Here is a 14,588-nt window from a genome sequence, read left to right on the forward strand (position 1 = left end):
CATCTTGACCAAGGAAGAGGGTGGCCGTCACACGCCGTTCTTCGCAAACTACCGTCCGCAGTTCTACTTCCGCACCACTGACGTGACCGGGACTGTTGTTTTGCCTGAGGGCACCGAAATGGTGATGCCGGGCGACAACTTGAAGTTCAACGTTGAACTGATCGCCCCGATCGCGATGGAAGAAGGCCTGCGCTTCGCCATCCGCGAAGGTGGCCGCACGGTCGGTTCCGGCGTTGTGTCGAAGATCGTCGAGTAAGCGAGACGATCCCGAGACGCACTGACAAAGCTGTGTCGAAGATCGTCGAGTAAGATCGCATAAGTCACGCAAGTGATTGATCGCATAGAAAGGCCTCGCAAAAGCGGGGCCTTTTTCCAAAGACAAAGATACAAGAAGCCTAATAAATCATGCGGTTTTCGGGATTAGATATTGATCTGCCCTGATCCGCCCTGTATTGGGCAGCAATTCACTTTGTGTGAAGGATGAGGGTGAGTCGTGACTCGCCCTTTTCAGTTCGACGTGGCGGCGCAATGGTGCGTTTTCCACCTCTCAACTTTAAGCCGCGAAAGGCTATATTATGCAGTCGCAAAATATTCGCATTCGGCTGAAGGCATTTGATTTCCGTGTGCTCGATTCCAGCACCCAAGAAATCGTAAACACGGCAAAGCGCACCGGCGCGACTGTCCGTGGCCCGATCCCGCTTCCGAACAAAATCGAAAAGTTCACGGTTCTCCGTGGTCCGCACATCGATAAAAAATCCCGCGATCAGTTTGAGATCCGGACGCACAAGCGTCTTCTCGACATCGTTGATCCGACGCCCCAGACCGTTGACGCGCTGATGAAGCTCGACCTCGCCGCTGGTGTTGACGTCGAGATCAAAGTTTAAGGAGGGCACCTAGATATGTTGCGCTCTGGTATCATCGCGAAGAAAGTGGGCATGACCCGCTTGTTCATGGAAGACGGCAAACAGATCCCTGTGACCGTTCTTCAACTCGAAAACCTGCAAGTTGTTGCTCAGCGCACTGTTGATAAGGACGGCTACACAGCTGTTCAACTCGGTGCTGGCAACGCAAAAGCAAAACGCACCTCGCTGCGATGCGCGGTCACTTTGCCGCTGCAAACGTGGCTCCGAAGCGTAAAGTTGCGGAATTCCGCGTGGACGAAGCCAACCTCATCGAAGTCGGCGCAGAAATCTCTGCCGAGCACTACTTTGAAGGTCAGTTCGTTGACGTGTCCGGGACATCCATCGGTAAAGGTTTTGCCGGTGCGATGAAACGCCACAACTTTGGCGGTCTGCGTGCATCGCACGGTGTGTCCGTGTCCCACCGTTCGCACGGCTCCACGGGTCAGTGTCAGGATCCGGGCAAAGTCTTCAAAGGCAAAAAAATGGCCGGTCACATGGGGTCTGCCCGCGTCACCACCCAAAACCTTCAGGTCGTTCGCACCGACGCTGACCGTGGCTTGATCATGGTCAAAGGCGCCGTTCCGGGCTCCAAAGGTGGCTGGGTTACGGTCAAAGACGCCATGAAAAAGCCGTTCCCTGAGAACGCGCCGCTTCCGGCTGCTCTGAAATCCGCACAAGCTCCGGTCGCTGAAGCTCCTGCTGCAGAAGCACCAGTAGAAGGGGGTGAAGCATGAAACTTGATGTGATCAAACTCGACGGCGGCTCCGCCGGCACTTTGGATCTCGATGAGGCCCTGTTTGGTCTCGAGCCGCGTGCCGACATTCTGCACCGTGTGGTCCGTTGGCAGCGTAACAACGCGCAGGCCGGCACTCACAAGGTCAAGACCCGCTCGGAAGTGTCCTACTCGACCAAGAAGATCTATCGCCAAAAAGGCACCGGTGGCGCACGTCACGGCTCCCGCAAGGCTCCGATCTTCCGTAAAGGTGGGATTTACAAAGGCCCGACACCGCGTTCGCACGGTCACGAGCTGACGAAAAAGTTCCGTAAACTCGGGCTCAAGCATGCTCTGTCTGCAAAGGCTGGCTCTGGCAACCTCGTGATCCTTGAAGATGCGAAACTCGCAGAAGCAAAGACCGCGTTCCTCGCCAAAGCGATCAAAGAGCAAGGCTGGAAGCGCGTGTTGATCATCGACGGTGCTGAGATTGACGCCAACTTCAAAGCGGCTGCTGCGAACATCGCTGGTGTTGATATTCTCCCGACGATGGGCGCAAACGTATACGACATTCTGAAACGTGACACGCTCGTGCTCACGCGTTCGGCTGTCGAAGCTCTGGAGGCTCGCCTCAAATGACTACGAAAGCTGCACTTTACGACGTGATCCGTAAGCCGATCATCACTGAGAAAGCCACGATGGCTTCTGAAAACGGTGCTGTTGTTTTTGAAGTCGCCATCGACTCCAACAAACCGCAGATCAAAAAAGCCGTTGAAGAACTGTTCGGTGTGAAGGTGAAAGCCATCAACACCGTCGTCACCAAAGGTAAGACGAAACGCTTCCGCGGGATGCTTGGCAAACGCAAAGACGTCAAAAAAGCCTATGTGACACTCGAAGAAGGCAACTCGATCGACGTGTCCACCGGTCTCTGATTTTTCAGGACTAGGTTGAAATCAAGAAGTCCCTCGGCGAGAGCCGGGGGGCTTTTTGTTTCTCGCGAAGCTTCTAAGGCAATTGTCGAATGCCTACTTTAGTACATAGATGTTTAGAGAATTGGTTTTAGATTGGGGATACTTCATGACCTCTGATCAGCTAAATCGAATTTTCGAAGTCGTTGATCTTACTAGGGGCTAGTCGGAATTGTGGTTCTGTTCCTATTTGCCGCCTGCGTCATGGTGGCCTTGGAGCATGCGCATAAGGGCTAGATTGCACATTTTGAAACTATTCTGTTCGCGCGGATCGTCAGCCTGCGCGGCAAAACTTCACTCCCCTATAGACACCCCCATCCATCCTTGCTAAACGCACCCATCGCGTGGCCTCGGATTCGTTCTGAGGCCTCTTGGTATTGTGAATTCGGGCACCTCTCATTTGGTTGAAGGGGCCTACAACATGGCCACCTTCGGGGGGCTAAACATCAGGCGGACCAGTTACAGGATCCGCCTCAGCTAGACGGAAGACAGAAAGAATGGCACTCAAGTCGTATAAACCGACGACGCCTGGCCAACGTGGGTTGGTTCTGATCGACCGTTCGGAGCTTTGGAAAGGCCGCCCGGTCAAATCCCTCACTGAGGGTTTGACCAAGAATGGCGGTCGGAACAACACCGGACGGATCACGATGCGCCGCAAAGGCGGCGGGGCAAAGCGTCTCTATCGTATCGTCGACTTCAAACGGAACAAGTTTGACGTCGCAGCGACTGTGGAACGGATCGAATATGACCCGAACCGCACCGCGTTTATCGCGCTTATCAAATATGAAGACGGCGAACAGGCTTACATCCTGGCTCCGCAGCGTCTGGCCGTGGGCGACAAAGTCATCGCCTCTGCCAAGGCTGACGTGAAGCCGGGCAACGCTATGCCGTTCTCCGGTCTCCCGATTGGGACAATCGTTCACAACGTTGAGCTCAAAGCTGGCAAAGGCGGTCAAATCGCGCGTGCTGCTGGGACTTATGCTCAGTTCGTTGGTCGTGACGGTGGCTACGCTCAGATCCGCCTGTCTTCTGGCGAATTGCGTTTGGTCCGTCAGGAATGCATGTGCACCGTTGGTGCCGTGTCGAACCCTGACAACTCCAACCAGAACTTCGGTAAAGCCGGTCGCAACCGCCACAAGGGCATCCGCCCGTCTGTGCGTGGTGTGGTTATGAACCCGATCGACCACCCGCACGGTGGTGGTGAAGGCCGGACCTCCGGTGGTCGTCACCCGGTGACGCCATGGGGCAAACCGACCAAAGGCGCGAAAACGCGCAACAAGAACAAGGCGTCCAGCAAGCTCATCATCCGCTCGCGTCACGCTAAGAAGAAGGGTCGCTAAGATATGGCACGTTCTGTCTGGAAAGGCCCGTTTGTGGACGCTTACGTCCTCAAAAAGGCCGAAAAAGCTCGCGAGAGCGGTCGCAACGAGGTCATCAAGATCTGGTCCCGCCGTTCCACCATCCTGCCGCAGTTCGTTGGTCTCACCTTTGGTGTGTACAACGGCCGCAAGCACATCCCCGTCAACGTCACAGAAGACATGATTGGTCAGAAGTTCGGTGAGTATTCGCCGACCCGCACCTATTACGGTCACGCTGCTGACAAAAAAGCGAAACGGAAGTAAGTCATGGGTAAGGTAGCAAATCCCCGTCGCGTGGCTGACAACGAAGCAATGGCCAAAACCAAAATGCTTCGCGTTTCGCCGCAGAAACTGAACCTCGTGGCTCAGATGATCCGTGGTAAGAAAGTGGACAAGGCCCTTACGGACCTCACCTTCTCCAACAAGCGTATTGCAGCTGACGTGAAGAAATGTCTTCAGTCCGCGATCGCCAACGCCGAAAACAACCACAACCTCGACGTCGATGAACTCATCGTTGCCGAAGCTTGGGTTGGCAAAAACCTCACCATGAAACGCGGTCGTCCGCGTGCACGTGGTCGGTTCGGCAAGATCATGAAGCCGTTTGCGGAAATCACCATCAAGGTGCGTCAAGTTGAGGAGCAAAACTAATGGGTCATAAGGTTAACCCGATCGGTATGCGCCTCCAGGTCAATCGCACCTGGGACAGCCGCTGGTACGCCGACACCAAGGATTATGGGAATCTTCTTTTGGAAGACCTCAAAATCCGCGAGTTCGTGAAAGAAGAGTGCAAACAAGCCGGCATCAGCCGTGTGATCATCGAGCGTCCGCACCGCAAGTGCCGCGTCACGATCCACACCGCCCGTCCGGGTGTCATCATCGGCAAAAAAGGCGCGGACATCGAAGGTCTGCGCAAGAAAATCGCCGCGATGACCGCATCCGAGCTGCACCTCAACATCGTTGAAGTGCGCAAGCCGGAACTCGACGCCGCTCTCGTGGCCGAGTCGATTGCACAGCAGCTTGAGCGTCGTGTGTCCTTCCGTCGTGCCATGAAACGTTCGGTTCAGAACGCCATGCGCATGGGTGCTTTGGGCATCAAAGTGAACGTTGCTGGCCGTCTTGGTGGTGCCGAGATCGCACGGACCGAATGGTACCGCGAAGGTCGCGTGCCGCTGCACACTTTGCGTGCTGACATCGATTACGCTCATGCCGAAGCCTCCACGGCCTATGGCATCATCGGCATCAAAACCTGGATCTTCAAAGGCGAGATTATGGAACATGACCCGCAGGCTCATGACCGTCGCGCCGAAGAAGCTCAAGCTGGTCCGGCGCCTCGCGGCGACCGCGGCCGTCGCTAAGGAGATCTGAGATATGCTTCAGCCAAAGCGTACAAAATTCCGCAAGGCCCACAAAGGCCGGATCCATGGTCAAGCCAAAGGCGGCTCTGACCTGACTTTCGGGACATTCGGCCTCAAAGCCGTTCAGCCCGAGCGCGTCACCGCGCGTCAGATTGAGGCAGCTCGTCGTGCGATGACCCGCCACATGAAACGTCAGGGTCGCGTTTGGATCCGTATCTTCCCGGATCTGCCGGTCACCTCGAAACCGACCGAAGTCCGTATGGGTAAAGGTAAAGGTTCTGTTGATTATTGGGCATGCAAGGTCAAACCCGGCCGCGTGATGTTCGAAATCGACGGCGTGACGGAAGAAGTCGCGCGTGAGGCCCTGCGCCTTGCAGCGATGAAACTCCCGATCAAAACCCGCACCGTGGTCCGCGAAGACTGGTAAAAGTGGGTGCCCTACGCACAAGCGGTGGAGCGGGTTTCATAGAAACCTGCGGGCCGCGCCCCAGTTGAAAAATATAAAACCCCCGTCGAGACATCGGCGGGGGTTTTTGTTTGCCGCCTCTTTTGTCTCTGCCATGTGCTTGTCTCTCGTGCTGCGCGTGCACATATGCCTTGGCAAGCACAAGGAGAGCTAAAGATGCGCGCGAGATTGGCCCGGGTTTTGGACCGCCCCCTGACCCGAAACCTGATCCTTGGGGTCATTCTGGCGAATGCCGTCATTTTGGGGCTTGAGACCTCTCAAACCCTTATGGCACGCGCAGGGGGGCTCATCACACTTCTTGACGGCCTCTGTTTGGGCATTTTCGTCGTCGAATTGGTCGCCAAAATCTATGCGCGCGGCTGGAGGTTTTTCCGCTCCGGTTGGAACATCTTTGATTTCATCATTGTTGCGGTGTCCTTTTCGCCTGCGGGTGGCGGATTGTCGGTACTCAGGGCACTGCGCATCCTGCGGCTCTTGCGCGTCATATCGGTCGCACCCACGCTGCGCCGCGTGGTTGAGGGATTTATCTCCGCCCTACCGGGAATGGCCTCGGTGTTCTTGCTGATGGGGGTGATCTTTTACATTGCATCCGTCATGGCAACGAAACTCTTTGCCGCGACATTTCCGCAATGGTTCGGGGATCTCGGCGTGTCGGCCTATACCCTGTTTCAAATCATGACGCTGGAAAGCTGGTCTATGGGGATTGTGCGCCCCGTGATGGAGGTGCATCCACTGGCGTGGCTGTTCTTTGTCCCGTTCATCTTGATCACGACCTTTGCGGTGGTGAACCTCGTTGTCGGTCTGATCGTGAATTCAATGCAAGACGCCCACGCCGAAGAAACAAACGCCGCCACCGGGGATTACCGGGACGACGTAGTTCAGCGGCTTGAGCGGATTGAGAAAGCGCTTATTCCCAGCGATAATTAAAGCTCACGGAAATCCGGTCAAACTCCGAGCCATTCATCGGAACTTCGTGGCGCAGCCAGCTTTCCCAGAGCAACACATCCCCCACCTCGGGCTTCATATAGATAAAGCTCTTCAACTCACGCCGCGCGTCTTTGTTGCGCGGTGGGGCGGCCATCATCATGGCGTGGCGGGGGTCTTCGAGTTTGAGCGCAGAGGCACCTTTGGGCATCGCCACATAGGTGGTGCCGGAGATCACCGAGTGGGGGTGGATATGCGAGCCGTGGGTGCCACCTTCGGGCAGGATATTGATCCAGAGATCTTCGAGCACCAGCTTGCGCTCATCCAGGTTGAATTCCAAATCCTTGGCAAAGGTCGCGACATGTTTGTCGAGGGCTTTCACGAGGCTCTTGAAGATCGGAAAGCGCCAAGCCAAATCGGTGAGAGAGGCATAGGAAGTGTAGCCCGGATACTCATTCGCCTCACACCATTCCTGACCCGCCTCGTCATCTTCGGCGATGACGTAGCAGGATTGCTCCAATTCGTCCGCGTCGATCTTGGGCTTAAATTCGGACAAGGCGGCGTGATAGAGCCGGGTGACGAAGAGGGATTCGATGGTGGGCATGGTGGGCCTCAAGATATAGGGGTTATAGCTGTTGAGGTGGTTCTACGCGCTGCGCCGAGAAACACAAGGATTTGCCATCTTTCCCTTGCCCTATTCCCACGCTTCCCCTATAGGAACCCATCGCACGTGCCCGGTCCTCGGGATTCGTGTGTTTTGACATTCGCCCATCAGGCTCAGGGTCACCCACATAACGAACGTGGCGCTCTCTGATGTAAGACAAAGGATAAGGCTATGAACGCCCAGGAACTCCGCGCTAAGACGCCGGACGAGCTCAAGACCGAGCTTGCCAATCTTAAAAAAGAATCCTTCAACCTGCGCTTTCAGCAGGCCACGGGTCAGCTCGAAAACACCGCTCAGATTCGCAAAGCGCGCCGTTCGGCCGCTCTTGTGAAAACCATTCTGAACGAAAAAGCAGCTTCGGCTGAGTAAGAGGAGACTGACCTATGCCCAAACGTATTCTGACAGGTGTTGTCACCTCGAACCAGAACGAACAGACCGTGACCGTGTCCGTGGAGCGTCGCTTCAAACACCCGGTTCTGAAAAAGACCATTCGTAAGTCCAAAAAATACCGGGCTCACGATGAGAACAACCAATTCAACGTTGGTGAAACAGTCCGCATTCAGGAATGTGCACCGAAGTCGAAGACCAAGCGTTGGGAAGTTATCGTCACTGAGACGGCAGCGTCCTAATTTAATCGAAACCCTGGGGGAACAGGTCGCTGCAGACCTCCCCCATAGGTCGGGAGAAACCATATGATCCAGATGCAGACCAATCTGGATGTAGCTGATAACTCAGGCGCTCGCCGAGTTCAGTGCATCAAGGTCCTCGGCGGTTCGCACCGTCGTTACGCGTCCGTGGGTGACATCATCGTTGTATCGGTGAAAGAAGCCATTCCGCGCGGCCGTGTGAAAAAAGGGGACGTCCGTAAGGCCGTCGTCGTTCGCACCGCCAAAGAAGTCCGTCGCGAAGATGGCACAGCGATCCGTTTTGATCGCAATGCTGCCGTGATCCTCAACAACAACAACGAGCCGGTCGGTACCCGTATCTTTGGCCCAGTTGTTCGCGAGCTTCGTGCGAAAAACTTCATGAAGATCATCTCGCTCGCTCCGGAGGTGCTCTAATGGCTGCTAAGTTGAAAAAAGGCGATAAAGTTATCGTTTTGGCTGGCAAGGACAAAGGCAAAAAGGGTGAAATCACCACTGTGCTGCCGTCCAAAGGCAAAGCCATCGTGGAAGGCGTGAACATCGCCATCCGTCACACCCGCGCCTCTCAGGGCGATCAGGGCGGCCGCAAGCCGATCGCAGTGCCGGTCGACCTGTCCAACCTGGCGCTTTTGGATGCCAACGGCAAAGCCACCCGCGTCGGTTTCAAAATCGAAGGCGACAAAAAAGTGCGCTTCGCCAAGACCACGGGAGACGTGATCTGATGCTTGATACAGCAAATTACACCCCGCGTCTGAAGGCGATTTACAAGGACAGCATTCGTGCCACGCTCAAAGAAGAGTTCGGCTACAAAAACGACATGCAGATCCCGCGCCTCGACAAAATCGTTCTCAACATCGGTTGCGGTGCTGAAGCTGTGCGTGATTCCAAAAAAGCCAAATCGGCTCAGGAAGATCTCACTGCCATCGCCGGTCAAAAGGCCCTCATCACGAAAGCCAAGAAATCCATCGCTGGTTTCCGCGTTCGTGAAGACATGCCGCTTGGTGCGAAGGTTACGCTTCGTGGCGACCGTATGTACGAATTCCTCGACCGTCTGATCACGATCGCAATGCCCCGTATCCGCGACTTCCGCGGCGTGCCGGGTAAATCTTTTGACGGCCGTGGCAACTATGCCATGGGCATGAAAGAGCACATCGTGTTCCCCGAGATCAACTTCGACAAAGTCGATGAAGTCTGGGGTCTGGACATTGTCATCGCCACCACGGCGAAAACCGATGCTGAAGCCAAGAGCCTGTTGAAAGCGTTCAACATGCCCTTCAACAGCTGATCGCGCGAGGAGTTAGAGAACATGGCTAAGAAATCCATGATCGCCCGTGAGCGCAAGCGTGAGAAATTGGTGGCAAAATACGCTTCCAAACGCGCGGCTCTCAAAGAGGTCATTTACGATCAAGACAAGCCGATGGAAGAGCGTTTCCGCGCCTCCCTGAAACTTGCAGATCTGCCGCGCAACAGCTCGGCAACCCGTCTTCATAACCGTTGTCAGTTGACCGGTCGTCCCCACGCTTACTACCGTAAGCTGAAGGTCTCCCGGATCATGCTGCGGGAACTTGGCTCGTTTGGCCAAATCCCCGGTCTCGTGAAATCCAGCTGGTAAGAGAGGGCATAAGATATGAACGATCCTATCGGCGATATGCTCACCCGTATCCGTAACTCTCAACTGCGCGGCAAATCCGTTGTCTCCACCCCGGCTTCCAAGCTGCGGGCATGGGTCTTGGACGTGCTGCTCGACGAGGGCTACATCCGCGGCTATGAGAAAGGCACTGATGCGAATGGTCACCCGACCCTCGAAATCAGCCTGAAATATTACGAAGGCACTCCTGTTATTCGCGAATTGAAACGGGTTTCGAACCGGCCGTCGCGTGTACCTCGGTGTCAAAGACATCCCATCGGTCCGTCAGGGCCTGGGCGTGTCGATTGTCTCCACACCCAAAGGTGTGATGTCTGATGCAAACGCTCGTGCCAACAATGTTGGCGGCGAAGTGCTTTGCACAGTCTTCTAAGGAGGTCTCTCGATGTCTCGTATTGGTAAAAAACCGGTCGAAATGCCCAGCGGCGTCACTGCCTCTGTGTCCGGCCAGACCATCGAAGTGAAGGGCCCGAAAGGCTCTCACTCCTTCACCGCCACGGACGACGTGACCCTCACCATTGAAGGCAACGTCATCACCGTGACCCCCCGGGGCAAATCCAAGCGTGCGCGTCAACAGTGGGGCATGTCCCGCACTGTGATCGGCAACATGGTCACTGGCGTTTCCGTCGGTTTCAAGAAAGAACTTGAAATCAACGGTGTTGGTTACCGTGCTCAGCTTCAGGGCAACATCCTGAAACTGAACTTGGGTTACTCCCACGAAGTGAACTTTGAGGTTCCGGCTGGCGTCACCGTCACATCCGCGAAACCGACAGAGATCACCGTGGAAGGCTCTGATCCGCAGCTCGTCGGCCAAGTCGCAGCCAATATCCGCGAATGGCGTAAACCGGAGCCCTATAAGGGCAAAGGTATCAAGTACAAAGACGAGTATATCTTCCGCAAAGAAGGTAAGAAGAAGTAAGGACGCTCAAAATGGCAAACAGCAAAAGAGACCTGTTCTTGAAGCGCCGCCTGCGCGTCCGGAACAAACTTCGCAAGAACAATGTTGGCAAACTCCGTTTGTCCATCCATCGTTCGAACAAGAACATCAGCGCTCAGCTGATCGACGATGTCAAAGGCGTGACCCTCGCCTCCGCTTCCTCTTTGGAAAAGGATCTGGGGATCATCGGCAAAAACAACGTCGAAGCAGCCACCAAAGTCGGTGCTGCAATCGCAGAGCGCGCCAAGAAAGCCGGTGTGGAAGTGTGTTACTTCGACCGTGGCGGCTTCTTGTTTCACGGCAAAGTCAAGGCTCTGGCCGAGGCTGCGCGTGAAGGTGGTCTGAAGTTCTAAGACTGAGCGCGATCCGAAAAGTGGATACCGGTTTTCGGACCAAATTGCGCGAACACTAAGTCTGTGGGGGACAGTGTGTCCCCCCGATGATCCGGGTCGGCCTCACGCAAGTGGGGCCTTCACCGCGATTGAAATTAACGGCGTTAAACGCGCCACCAGTTCAAAGGAATGCCAATGGCAGAACGTGAAAACCGCCGGGACAACCGTCGCGACCGCGATGAAACCCCGGAATTCGCCGATCGTCTCGTCGCGATCAACCGTGTCTCCAAAACTGTGAAGGGTGGTAAGCGTTTCGGCTTTGCAGCTCTCGTGGTTGTTGGTGACCAAAAAGGCCGCGTCGGCTTCGGCAAAGGCAAAGCGAAAGAGGTCCCTGAGGCCATTCGTAAAGCCACCGAGCAAGCAAAACGCCAAATGATCCGCGTGCCGCTCAAAGAAGGCCGCACCCTGCACCACGACACCAATGGTCGTCATGGCGCTGGTAAAGTCGTGATGCGCACCGCACCGCAAGGTACTGGTATCATCGCTGGTGGTCCGATGCGCGCTGTGTTCGAAATGCTTGGCATTCAGGACGTGGTCGCAAAGTCGATCGGTTCGCAGAACCCGTACAACATGATCCGCGCCACGCTGGACGGACTCAAATCTGAGGCTTCCCCGCGCTCCGTGGCTCAGCGTCGCGGCAAAAAAGTTGCAGAAATCCTGCGTCGCGACGATGCACCGGTTGCTGACACTGAAACCGCTGCAGAAGCGTAAGGAGTAGACACATGGCTAAAACCATCGTTGTAAAACAGGTCGGCTCCCCGATCCGTCGCCCTCAAGTTCAGCGCGCAACGCTGATCGGCTTGGGCCTCAACAAAATGCACAAAACCCGTGAGCTGGAAGATACCCCTTCCGTGCGCGGCATGGTGCGTTCGATCCCGCACCTCGTTGAAATCATCGAAGAGCGCGACAATTAATCGACGCTTTCGAGCTTGATTTTGAAAGCCCCGCGGGAAACTGCGGGGCTTTTTGCATTTTCTTCTCAAAAAGCTATCGGGCCGGGAATAAAACGCTCACTGCCCCTGTATCTCTCACGTCTGCATATGGTCAGACCTCATGTCAGGGAGACAGAAGATGATGAAGATCCTCACGGCCACCGCGCTTAGCCTTTTTGCCCTTACCGCCCCCGCATTTGCGGAAAACCCGGTTTTGGTGGGCGAGTTGAATGGCGAACGTTTGTTGATGGATGCGCAGAAGATGACGCTTTACACCTTCGACAAAGATGAAAAAGGCGTCTCAAACTGCTATGAAGGCTGCATCGAAAACTGGCCCGCCCTCACCGCAGAATCTGAGTCCGATCTGCCGAAGGGCTACAGCCTGATCACCCGCAAAGACGGTGTGAAACAAGTCGCCTACAAAGATCAGCCACTCTATCTTTGGGTCAAAGATATGAAGCCGGGTGATATGACCGGGGATGGCGTCAAAGGCGTTTGGCACACTGCCCGGCCGTAATCACCCTCCGACACGGGTTTGATCGACCCGGATCATGCGTCAGGCGGGGGAGCTGTCCCCCGCCGCTTTCAAGAGGCACTCATGGCGAAGTTCAAAGCGGAACTCGAAGCGGCGCTCCCGGCGATTTGGCGCTATGCCTATGCGCTGACCCGGGACCATGCGCGCGCCGACGATCTGGTTCAGGATTGCGTCGAACGGGCGCTGAACAAACGCCATCTTTGGTCGGCAGATCGGCCCTTACGGCCGTGGCTGGCCAAAATCGCACTCAATTTGTTTCGCAATGGGCTACACCGCGACCGCGCCCATCTTCACCTTGCCTATGACGAGGCCGGGGACACCTCCGATTTGCCGGTGTCAGAGACCCATATGGATGCGCGCCTCGATGCCAGACGCACCCTTGCGCGTGTCGCGCAATTGCCCGAAGAGCAACGCCACGCTTTGCTGCTCGTCACCGTAGGCGGTTTGAGCTATGCGGAGACTGCCGAGGCCCTGGGTGTGCCGATTGGCACCGTGATGTCGCGCATTGCCCGTGCCCGCCATCGCCTTAAACAAGATCCACAGCCCGTTCAACTCAGGAGCGTGACATGACCCATGCGGAGGATTTTGATCCGACCCTTCATCGCTATGCCGATGGGGAGATGACACAAGATGAGATGCGGACATTTGAGGCACGCATGGAGGCCAACCCGGCGCTTGCCGCACGTGTGGCCGAGGTTATGGCACTCAACGAGGCGCTGAATATGGCCGTACCAAGCCCACAGGCGACGTATTTTGCCAAGATGATCTCGAACATTAGCCCGGATATCAGCCCGCGCAGCGCTTGGCCGAGACGGGCCGTGGCCGCCGTGGCTTTGCTCGGGATCGGATTGGCCCTGGGCTATTGGGGCGGGGTGACGCGCTCTGCCGGACAGGGCGGTGTACCAGAGAGCCAACTCTTGGCCTCCGCCTCAGCCGCACATATGCTCTACACAGCGGAAGTGCTGCATCCGGTGGATGTTTCGGGCGATGAGCGTGATCATCTTAAAACATGGCTGACCAAGCGGCTTGGAGCCGAAGTGCGCATTCCGACACTGACGCAGGAGGGGTTCTCGCTCGTGGGCGGGCGGCTCTTGCCGGCGCCGTATGGGGCCGCCGCGCAGTTCATGTATGAGACTGGGTCCGGACAACGGGTCACGCTTTACCTCACTCCGACGGTACAAATGGCGGTCACCTCCCTTAAATTCAACACCCATGATGGGCTGACCGCCGTGTCATGGCAGGACCCAAATTGGCACTATGTTTTGGTCGGTGCGGCGTCGCGGAGCGAGATGGAGCACTTGGCCAAACGGGTCCATGGCGATGTGATTTGAGTCTTGCACAGCGGCGGTGAGCACTCAGAAAATTGAAGCCTGGTGCTGCGTCTATCCGCTTTTCGCGTTGATTGACCGGGTGAAATTCTCTTGGGAGGCCGGGTCACCGCCGCATTGGGCCGATCATATGCGCCAAACGCGAGAGTAAGTGCGTATTATTATGCCAAAACGCACAAATAAGTAACGGTTTTAAAACTGCATGCATTTTATGCATAGCGGCCAGACCGAAACAGGGGGATGTCAAATCTCCCAATCCCCCATACATCAGCCGTGCTCCCAAAGAGACACAAACAGCACGGAGCGTACGGCTCCGCATTTTTAGGATTAGAACAATGGCACATACAGCTCACTCCACCCGCTCCACCGGCTTCGGCTTCTCCCGCTTCCTTGGCGAAATCTTTGACAACATCCGTTTGTCCTTTGCTCGCCAGCGCGCTTACACCCAGACCTTCAATCAGCTCGACGCCCTGTCGGATCATGAGTTGAACGACATCGGCTTGGGCCGTAGCGACATCCGCGACATCGCTCGCGACACCGCTGCACGCGTCTAACAGCGCCCAGATTTAGGTCTCATTGAGAAGGACGAAGCGATGCAACTTGTAGCTCCCTTTCCTGCCCAGCCCCTTGGCGCAGTGATCCGCGCGCTCAAAGCCGTGTGGCACACAGGTGCGGCCCCAAGCTGGACCGAATACCTGCGCGAAACCCGCGACTGAGCCCCTCAAAGAGACTGGACAGATCAAACACCCTGCAGGAGACTGCGGGGTGTTTTTGGTTGTATCGCATTGGTGGCGCCCCAAACGGCCTTGGCCGGTATGGTGTGATC

The 14,588-nt window shown here is 55.9% G+C and carries 26 protein-coding genes and 2 pseudogenes; 27 read left to right on the top strand and 1 reads right to left on the bottom strand.

Annotation, left to right across the window (positions count from 1 at the left end):
- The 11 genes and pseudogenes from C8029_RS13980 to C8029_RS14030 form a co-directional block, all read left to right on the top strand.
- A partial coding sequence (locus C8029_RS13980; RefSeq protein WP_502707598.1) for an EF-Tu C-terminal domain-related protein occupies nt 1–256 on the top strand: 256 nt, incomplete at its 5' end.
- A gap of 319 nt (nt 257–575) precedes the next feature.
- The gene (rpsJ, locus tag C8029_RS13985) at nt 576–884 is read left to right on the top strand and encodes a 30S ribosomal protein S10 (RefSeq protein WP_009574003.1); all 309 of its coding nucleotides are present in this window, start codon (nt 576–578) and stop codon (nt 882–884) included.
- Between the two features lie 15 nt (nt 885–899).
- Nucleotides 900–1,636: pseudogene (gene rplC / locus C8029_RS13990) on the top strand (50S ribosomal protein L3).
- A complete protein-coding gene (gene rplD, locus C8029_RS13995) occupies nt 1,633–2,253 on the top strand; it encodes a 50S ribosomal protein L4 (protein WP_009574005.1) in 621 nt (206 codons plus the stop codon). Before rplC ends, rplD begins: the two are co-directional and overlap by 4 nt.
- A complete protein-coding gene (locus tag C8029_RS14000) occupies nt 2,250–2,546 on the top strand; it encodes a 50S ribosomal protein L23 (protein WP_009574006.1) in 297 nt (98 codons plus the stop codon). The genes rplD and C8029_RS14000 overlap by 4 nt, the downstream gene beginning before the upstream one ends.
- 533 nt (nt 2,547–3,079) lie before the next feature.
- A complete protein-coding gene (rplB, locus tag C8029_RS14005; protein WP_009574007.1) occupies nt 3,080–3,922 on the top strand; it encodes a 50S ribosomal protein L2 in 843 nt (280 codons plus the stop codon).
- Nucleotides 3,923–3,925: 3 nt separating this feature from the next.
- The gene (rpsS, locus tag C8029_RS14010) at nt 3,926–4,204 is read left to right on the top strand and encodes a 30S ribosomal protein S19 (RefSeq protein ID WP_009574008.1); all 279 of its coding nucleotides are present in this window, start codon (nt 3,926–3,928) and stop codon (nt 4,202–4,204) included.
- Nucleotides 4,205–4,207: 3 nt separating this feature from the next.
- Entirely contained in the window at nt 4,208–4,588 is a 381-nt protein-coding gene (gene rplV, locus C8029_RS14015; RefSeq protein WP_009574009.1) for a 50S ribosomal protein L22, read from the top strand.
- Nucleotides 4,588–5,295 carry a 30S ribosomal protein S3 gene (rpsC, locus tag C8029_RS14020; protein ID WP_009574010.1) on the top strand — a complete coding sequence of 236 codons (708 nt, stop codon included), beginning with the start codon at nt 4,588–4,590 and terminating at the stop codon, nt 5,293–5,295. Before rplV ends, rpsC begins: the two co-directional genes overlap by 1 nt.
- Before the next feature lie 13 nt (nt 5,296–5,308).
- Nucleotides 5,309–5,722: a 50S ribosomal protein L16 gene (rplP, locus tag C8029_RS14025; protein WP_009574011.1), complete on the top strand. Its 414-nt coding sequence runs from the start codon at nt 5,309–5,311 to the stop codon at nt 5,720–5,722.
- Between the two features lie 195 nt (nt 5,723–5,917).
- Nucleotides 5,918–6,688 (top strand): ion transporter, encoded by a 771-nt coding sequence (locus C8029_RS14030; protein ID WP_152003120.1) that lies wholly within the window; start codon nt 5,918–5,920, stop codon nt 6,686–6,688.
- Here C8029_RS14030 and C8029_RS14035 read toward each other — a convergent pair.
- Complete coding sequence (locus tag C8029_RS14035) at nt 6,669–7,289, bottom strand: 2OG-Fe(II) oxygenase family protein (RefSeq protein WP_152003121.1); 621 nt, start codon at nt 7,287–7,289, stop codon at nt 6,669–6,671. The genes C8029_RS14030 and C8029_RS14035 overlap by 20 nt on opposite strands.
- A 231-nt stretch (nt 7,290–7,520) precedes the next feature.
- Between C8029_RS14035 and rpmC the strand changes: the two genes are divergently transcribed.
- From rpmC to C8029_RS22775, 16 genes and pseudogenes are all read left to right on the top strand, one after another.
- Nucleotides 7,521–7,718, top strand: a complete 198-nt coding sequence (rpmC, locus tag C8029_RS14040) for a 50S ribosomal protein L29 (RefSeq protein WP_009574014.1) — start codon at nt 7,521–7,523, stop codon at nt 7,716–7,718.
- A 14-nt stretch (nt 7,719–7,732) separates the two neighbouring features.
- Complete coding sequence (gene rpsQ / locus C8029_RS14045) at nt 7,733–7,978, top strand: 30S ribosomal protein S17 (RefSeq protein ID WP_009574015.1); 246 nt, start codon at nt 7,733–7,735, stop codon at nt 7,976–7,978.
- Between the two features lie 63 nt (nt 7,979–8,041).
- A complete protein-coding gene (gene rplN / locus C8029_RS14050) occupies nt 8,042–8,410 on the top strand; it encodes a 50S ribosomal protein L14 (protein WP_009574016.1) in 369 nt (122 codons plus the stop codon).
- Complete coding sequence (gene rplX, locus C8029_RS14055; protein WP_009574017.1) at nt 8,410–8,715, top strand: 50S ribosomal protein L24; 306 nt, start codon at nt 8,410–8,412, stop codon at nt 8,713–8,715. The genes rplN and rplX overlap by 1 nt, the downstream gene beginning before the upstream one ends.
- Entirely contained in the window at nt 8,715–9,278 is a 564-nt protein-coding gene (rplE, locus tag C8029_RS14060; RefSeq protein ID WP_074646530.1) for a 50S ribosomal protein L5, read from the top strand. The genes rplX and rplE overlap by 1 nt, the downstream gene beginning before the upstream one ends.
- Nucleotides 9,279–9,299: 21 nt before the next feature.
- Nucleotides 9,300–9,605, top strand: a complete 306-nt coding sequence (rpsN, locus tag C8029_RS14065; RefSeq protein WP_009574019.1) for a 30S ribosomal protein S14 — start codon at nt 9,300–9,302, stop codon at nt 9,603–9,605.
- 15 nt (nt 9,606–9,620) lie between these two features.
- Nucleotides 9,621–10,011: pseudogene (rpsH, locus tag C8029_RS14070) on the top strand (30S ribosomal protein S8).
- A gap of 12 nt (nt 10,012–10,023) precedes the next feature.
- Nucleotides 10,024–10,557, top strand: coding sequence for a 50S ribosomal protein L6 (gene rplF / locus C8029_RS14075; RefSeq protein ID WP_009574021.1), 534 nt, complete (start codon nt 10,024–10,026; stop codon nt 10,555–10,557).
- 11 nt (nt 10,558–10,568) lie between these two features.
- Nucleotides 10,569–10,928 carry a 50S ribosomal protein L18 gene (gene rplR / locus C8029_RS14080; protein WP_009574022.1) on the top strand — a complete coding sequence of 120 codons (360 nt, stop codon included), beginning with the start codon at nt 10,569–10,571 and terminating at the stop codon, nt 10,926–10,928.
- Nucleotides 10,929–11,102: 174 nt separating this feature from the next.
- Nucleotides 11,103–11,678 (top strand): 30S ribosomal protein S5, encoded by a 576-nt coding sequence (gene rpsE, locus C8029_RS14085; protein ID WP_107720647.1) that lies wholly within the window; start codon nt 11,103–11,105, stop codon nt 11,676–11,678.
- An 11-nt stretch (nt 11,679–11,689) separates the two neighbouring features.
- Entirely contained in the window at nt 11,690–11,881 is a 192-nt protein-coding gene (rpmD, locus tag C8029_RS14090) for a 50S ribosomal protein L30 (RefSeq protein WP_009574024.1), read from the top strand.
- A gap of 157 nt (nt 11,882–12,038) precedes the next feature.
- Nucleotides 12,039–12,416, top strand: coding sequence for a COG4315 family predicted lipoprotein (locus C8029_RS14095; protein ID WP_152003122.1), 378 nt, complete (start codon nt 12,039–12,041; stop codon nt 12,414–12,416).
- 81 nt (nt 12,417–12,497) lie between these two features.
- Nucleotides 12,498–13,004 (top strand): RNA polymerase sigma factor, encoded by a 507-nt coding sequence (locus tag C8029_RS14100; protein WP_040403051.1) that lies wholly within the window; start codon nt 12,498–12,500, stop codon nt 13,002–13,004.
- Complete coding sequence (locus C8029_RS14105) at nt 13,001–13,765, top strand: anti-sigma factor family protein (protein ID WP_152003123.1); 765 nt, start codon at nt 13,001–13,003, stop codon at nt 13,763–13,765. The genes C8029_RS14100 and C8029_RS14105 overlap by 4 nt, the downstream gene beginning before the upstream one ends.
- A gap of 332 nt (nt 13,766–14,097) precedes the next feature.
- A complete protein-coding gene (locus tag C8029_RS14110) occupies nt 14,098–14,316 on the top strand; it encodes a DUF1127 domain-containing protein (RefSeq protein WP_152003124.1) in 219 nt (72 codons plus the stop codon).
- A gap of 39 nt (nt 14,317–14,355) precedes the next feature.
- A complete protein-coding gene (locus C8029_RS22775; protein WP_286189921.1) occupies nt 14,356–14,478 on the top strand; it encodes a hypothetical protein in 123 nt (40 codons plus the stop codon).
- The last annotated feature ends 110 nt before the right edge of the window (nt 14,479–14,588 follow it).

Origin of the sequence: Roseobacter sp. TSBP12 (genome assembly GCF_009129705.1) — a bacterium.
In the GTDB taxonomy this organism is placed as follows: domain Bacteria; phylum Pseudomonadota; class Alphaproteobacteria; order Rhodobacterales; family Rhodobacteraceae; genus Celeribacter; species Celeribacter baekdonensis_A.

Bases quoted from the DNA above. Each gene is read 5' to 3' on its own strand.
- rpsJ (WP_009574003.1), top strand. From the start codon at position 576: ATGCAGTCGCAAAATATTCGCATTCGGCTGAAGGCATTTGATTTCCGT.
- rplD (WP_009574005.1), top strand. From the start codon at position 1,633: ATGAAACTTGATGTGATCAAACTCGACGGCGGCTCCGCCGGCACTTTG.
- C8029_RS14000 (WP_009574006.1), top strand. From the start codon at position 2,250: ATGACTACGAAAGCTGCACTTTACGACGTGATCCGTAAGCCGATCATC.
- rplB (WP_009574007.1), top strand. From the start codon at position 3,080: ATGGCACTCAAGTCGTATAAACCGACGACGCCTGGCCAACGTGGGTTG.
- rpsS (WP_009574008.1), top strand. From the start codon at position 3,926: ATGGCACGTTCTGTCTGGAAAGGCCCGTTTGTGGACGCTTACGTCCTC.
- rplV (WP_009574009.1), top strand. From the start codon at position 4,208: ATGGGTAAGGTAGCAAATCCCCGTCGCGTGGCTGACAACGAAGCAATG.
- rpsC (WP_009574010.1), top strand. From the start codon at position 4,588: ATGGGTCATAAGGTTAACCCGATCGGTATGCGCCTCCAGGTCAATCGC.
- rplP (WP_009574011.1), top strand. From the start codon at position 5,309: ATGCTTCAGCCAAAGCGTACAAAATTCCGCAAGGCCCACAAAGGCCGG.
- C8029_RS14030 (WP_152003120.1), top strand. From the start codon at position 5,918: ATGCGCGCGAGATTGGCCCGGGTTTTGGACCGCCCCCTGACCCGAAAC.
- C8029_RS14035 (WP_152003121.1), bottom strand. From the start codon at position 7,289: ATGCCCACCATCGAATCCCTCTTCGTCACCCGGCTCTATCACGCCGCC.
- rpmC (WP_009574014.1), top strand. From the start codon at position 7,521: ATGAACGCCCAGGAACTCCGCGCTAAGACGCCGGACGAGCTCAAGACC.
- rpsQ (WP_009574015.1), top strand. From the start codon at position 7,733: ATGCCCAAACGTATTCTGACAGGTGTTGTCACCTCGAACCAGAACGAA.
- rplN (WP_009574016.1), top strand. From the start codon at position 8,042: ATGATCCAGATGCAGACCAATCTGGATGTAGCTGATAACTCAGGCGCT.
- rplX (WP_009574017.1), top strand. From the start codon at position 8,410: ATGGCTGCTAAGTTGAAAAAAGGCGATAAAGTTATCGTTTTGGCTGGC.
- rplE (WP_074646530.1), top strand. From the start codon at position 8,715: ATGCTTGATACAGCAAATTACACCCCGCGTCTGAAGGCGATTTACAAG.
- rpsN (WP_009574019.1), top strand. From the start codon at position 9,300: ATGGCTAAGAAATCCATGATCGCCCGTGAGCGCAAGCGTGAGAAATTG.
- rplF (WP_009574021.1), top strand. From the start codon at position 10,024: ATGTCTCGTATTGGTAAAAAACCGGTCGAAATGCCCAGCGGCGTCACT.
- rplR (WP_009574022.1), top strand. From the start codon at position 10,569: ATGGCAAACAGCAAAAGAGACCTGTTCTTGAAGCGCCGCCTGCGCGTC.
- rpsE (WP_107720647.1), top strand. From the start codon at position 11,103: ATGGCAGAACGTGAAAACCGCCGGGACAACCGTCGCGACCGCGATGAA.
- rpmD (WP_009574024.1), top strand. From the start codon at position 11,690: ATGGCTAAAACCATCGTTGTAAAACAGGTCGGCTCCCCGATCCGTCGC.
- C8029_RS14095 (WP_152003122.1), top strand. From the start codon at position 12,039: ATGATGAAGATCCTCACGGCCACCGCGCTTAGCCTTTTTGCCCTTACC.
- C8029_RS14100 (WP_040403051.1), top strand. From the start codon at position 12,498: ATGGCGAAGTTCAAAGCGGAACTCGAAGCGGCGCTCCCGGCGATTTGG.
- C8029_RS14105 (WP_152003123.1), top strand. From the start codon at position 13,001: ATGACCCATGCGGAGGATTTTGATCCGACCCTTCATCGCTATGCCGAT.
- C8029_RS14110 (WP_152003124.1), top strand. From the start codon at position 14,098: ATGGCACATACAGCTCACTCCACCCGCTCCACCGGCTTCGGCTTCTCC.
- C8029_RS22775 (WP_286189921.1), top strand. From the start codon at position 14,356: ATGCAACTTGTAGCTCCCTTTCCTGCCCAGCCCCTTGGCGCAGTGATC.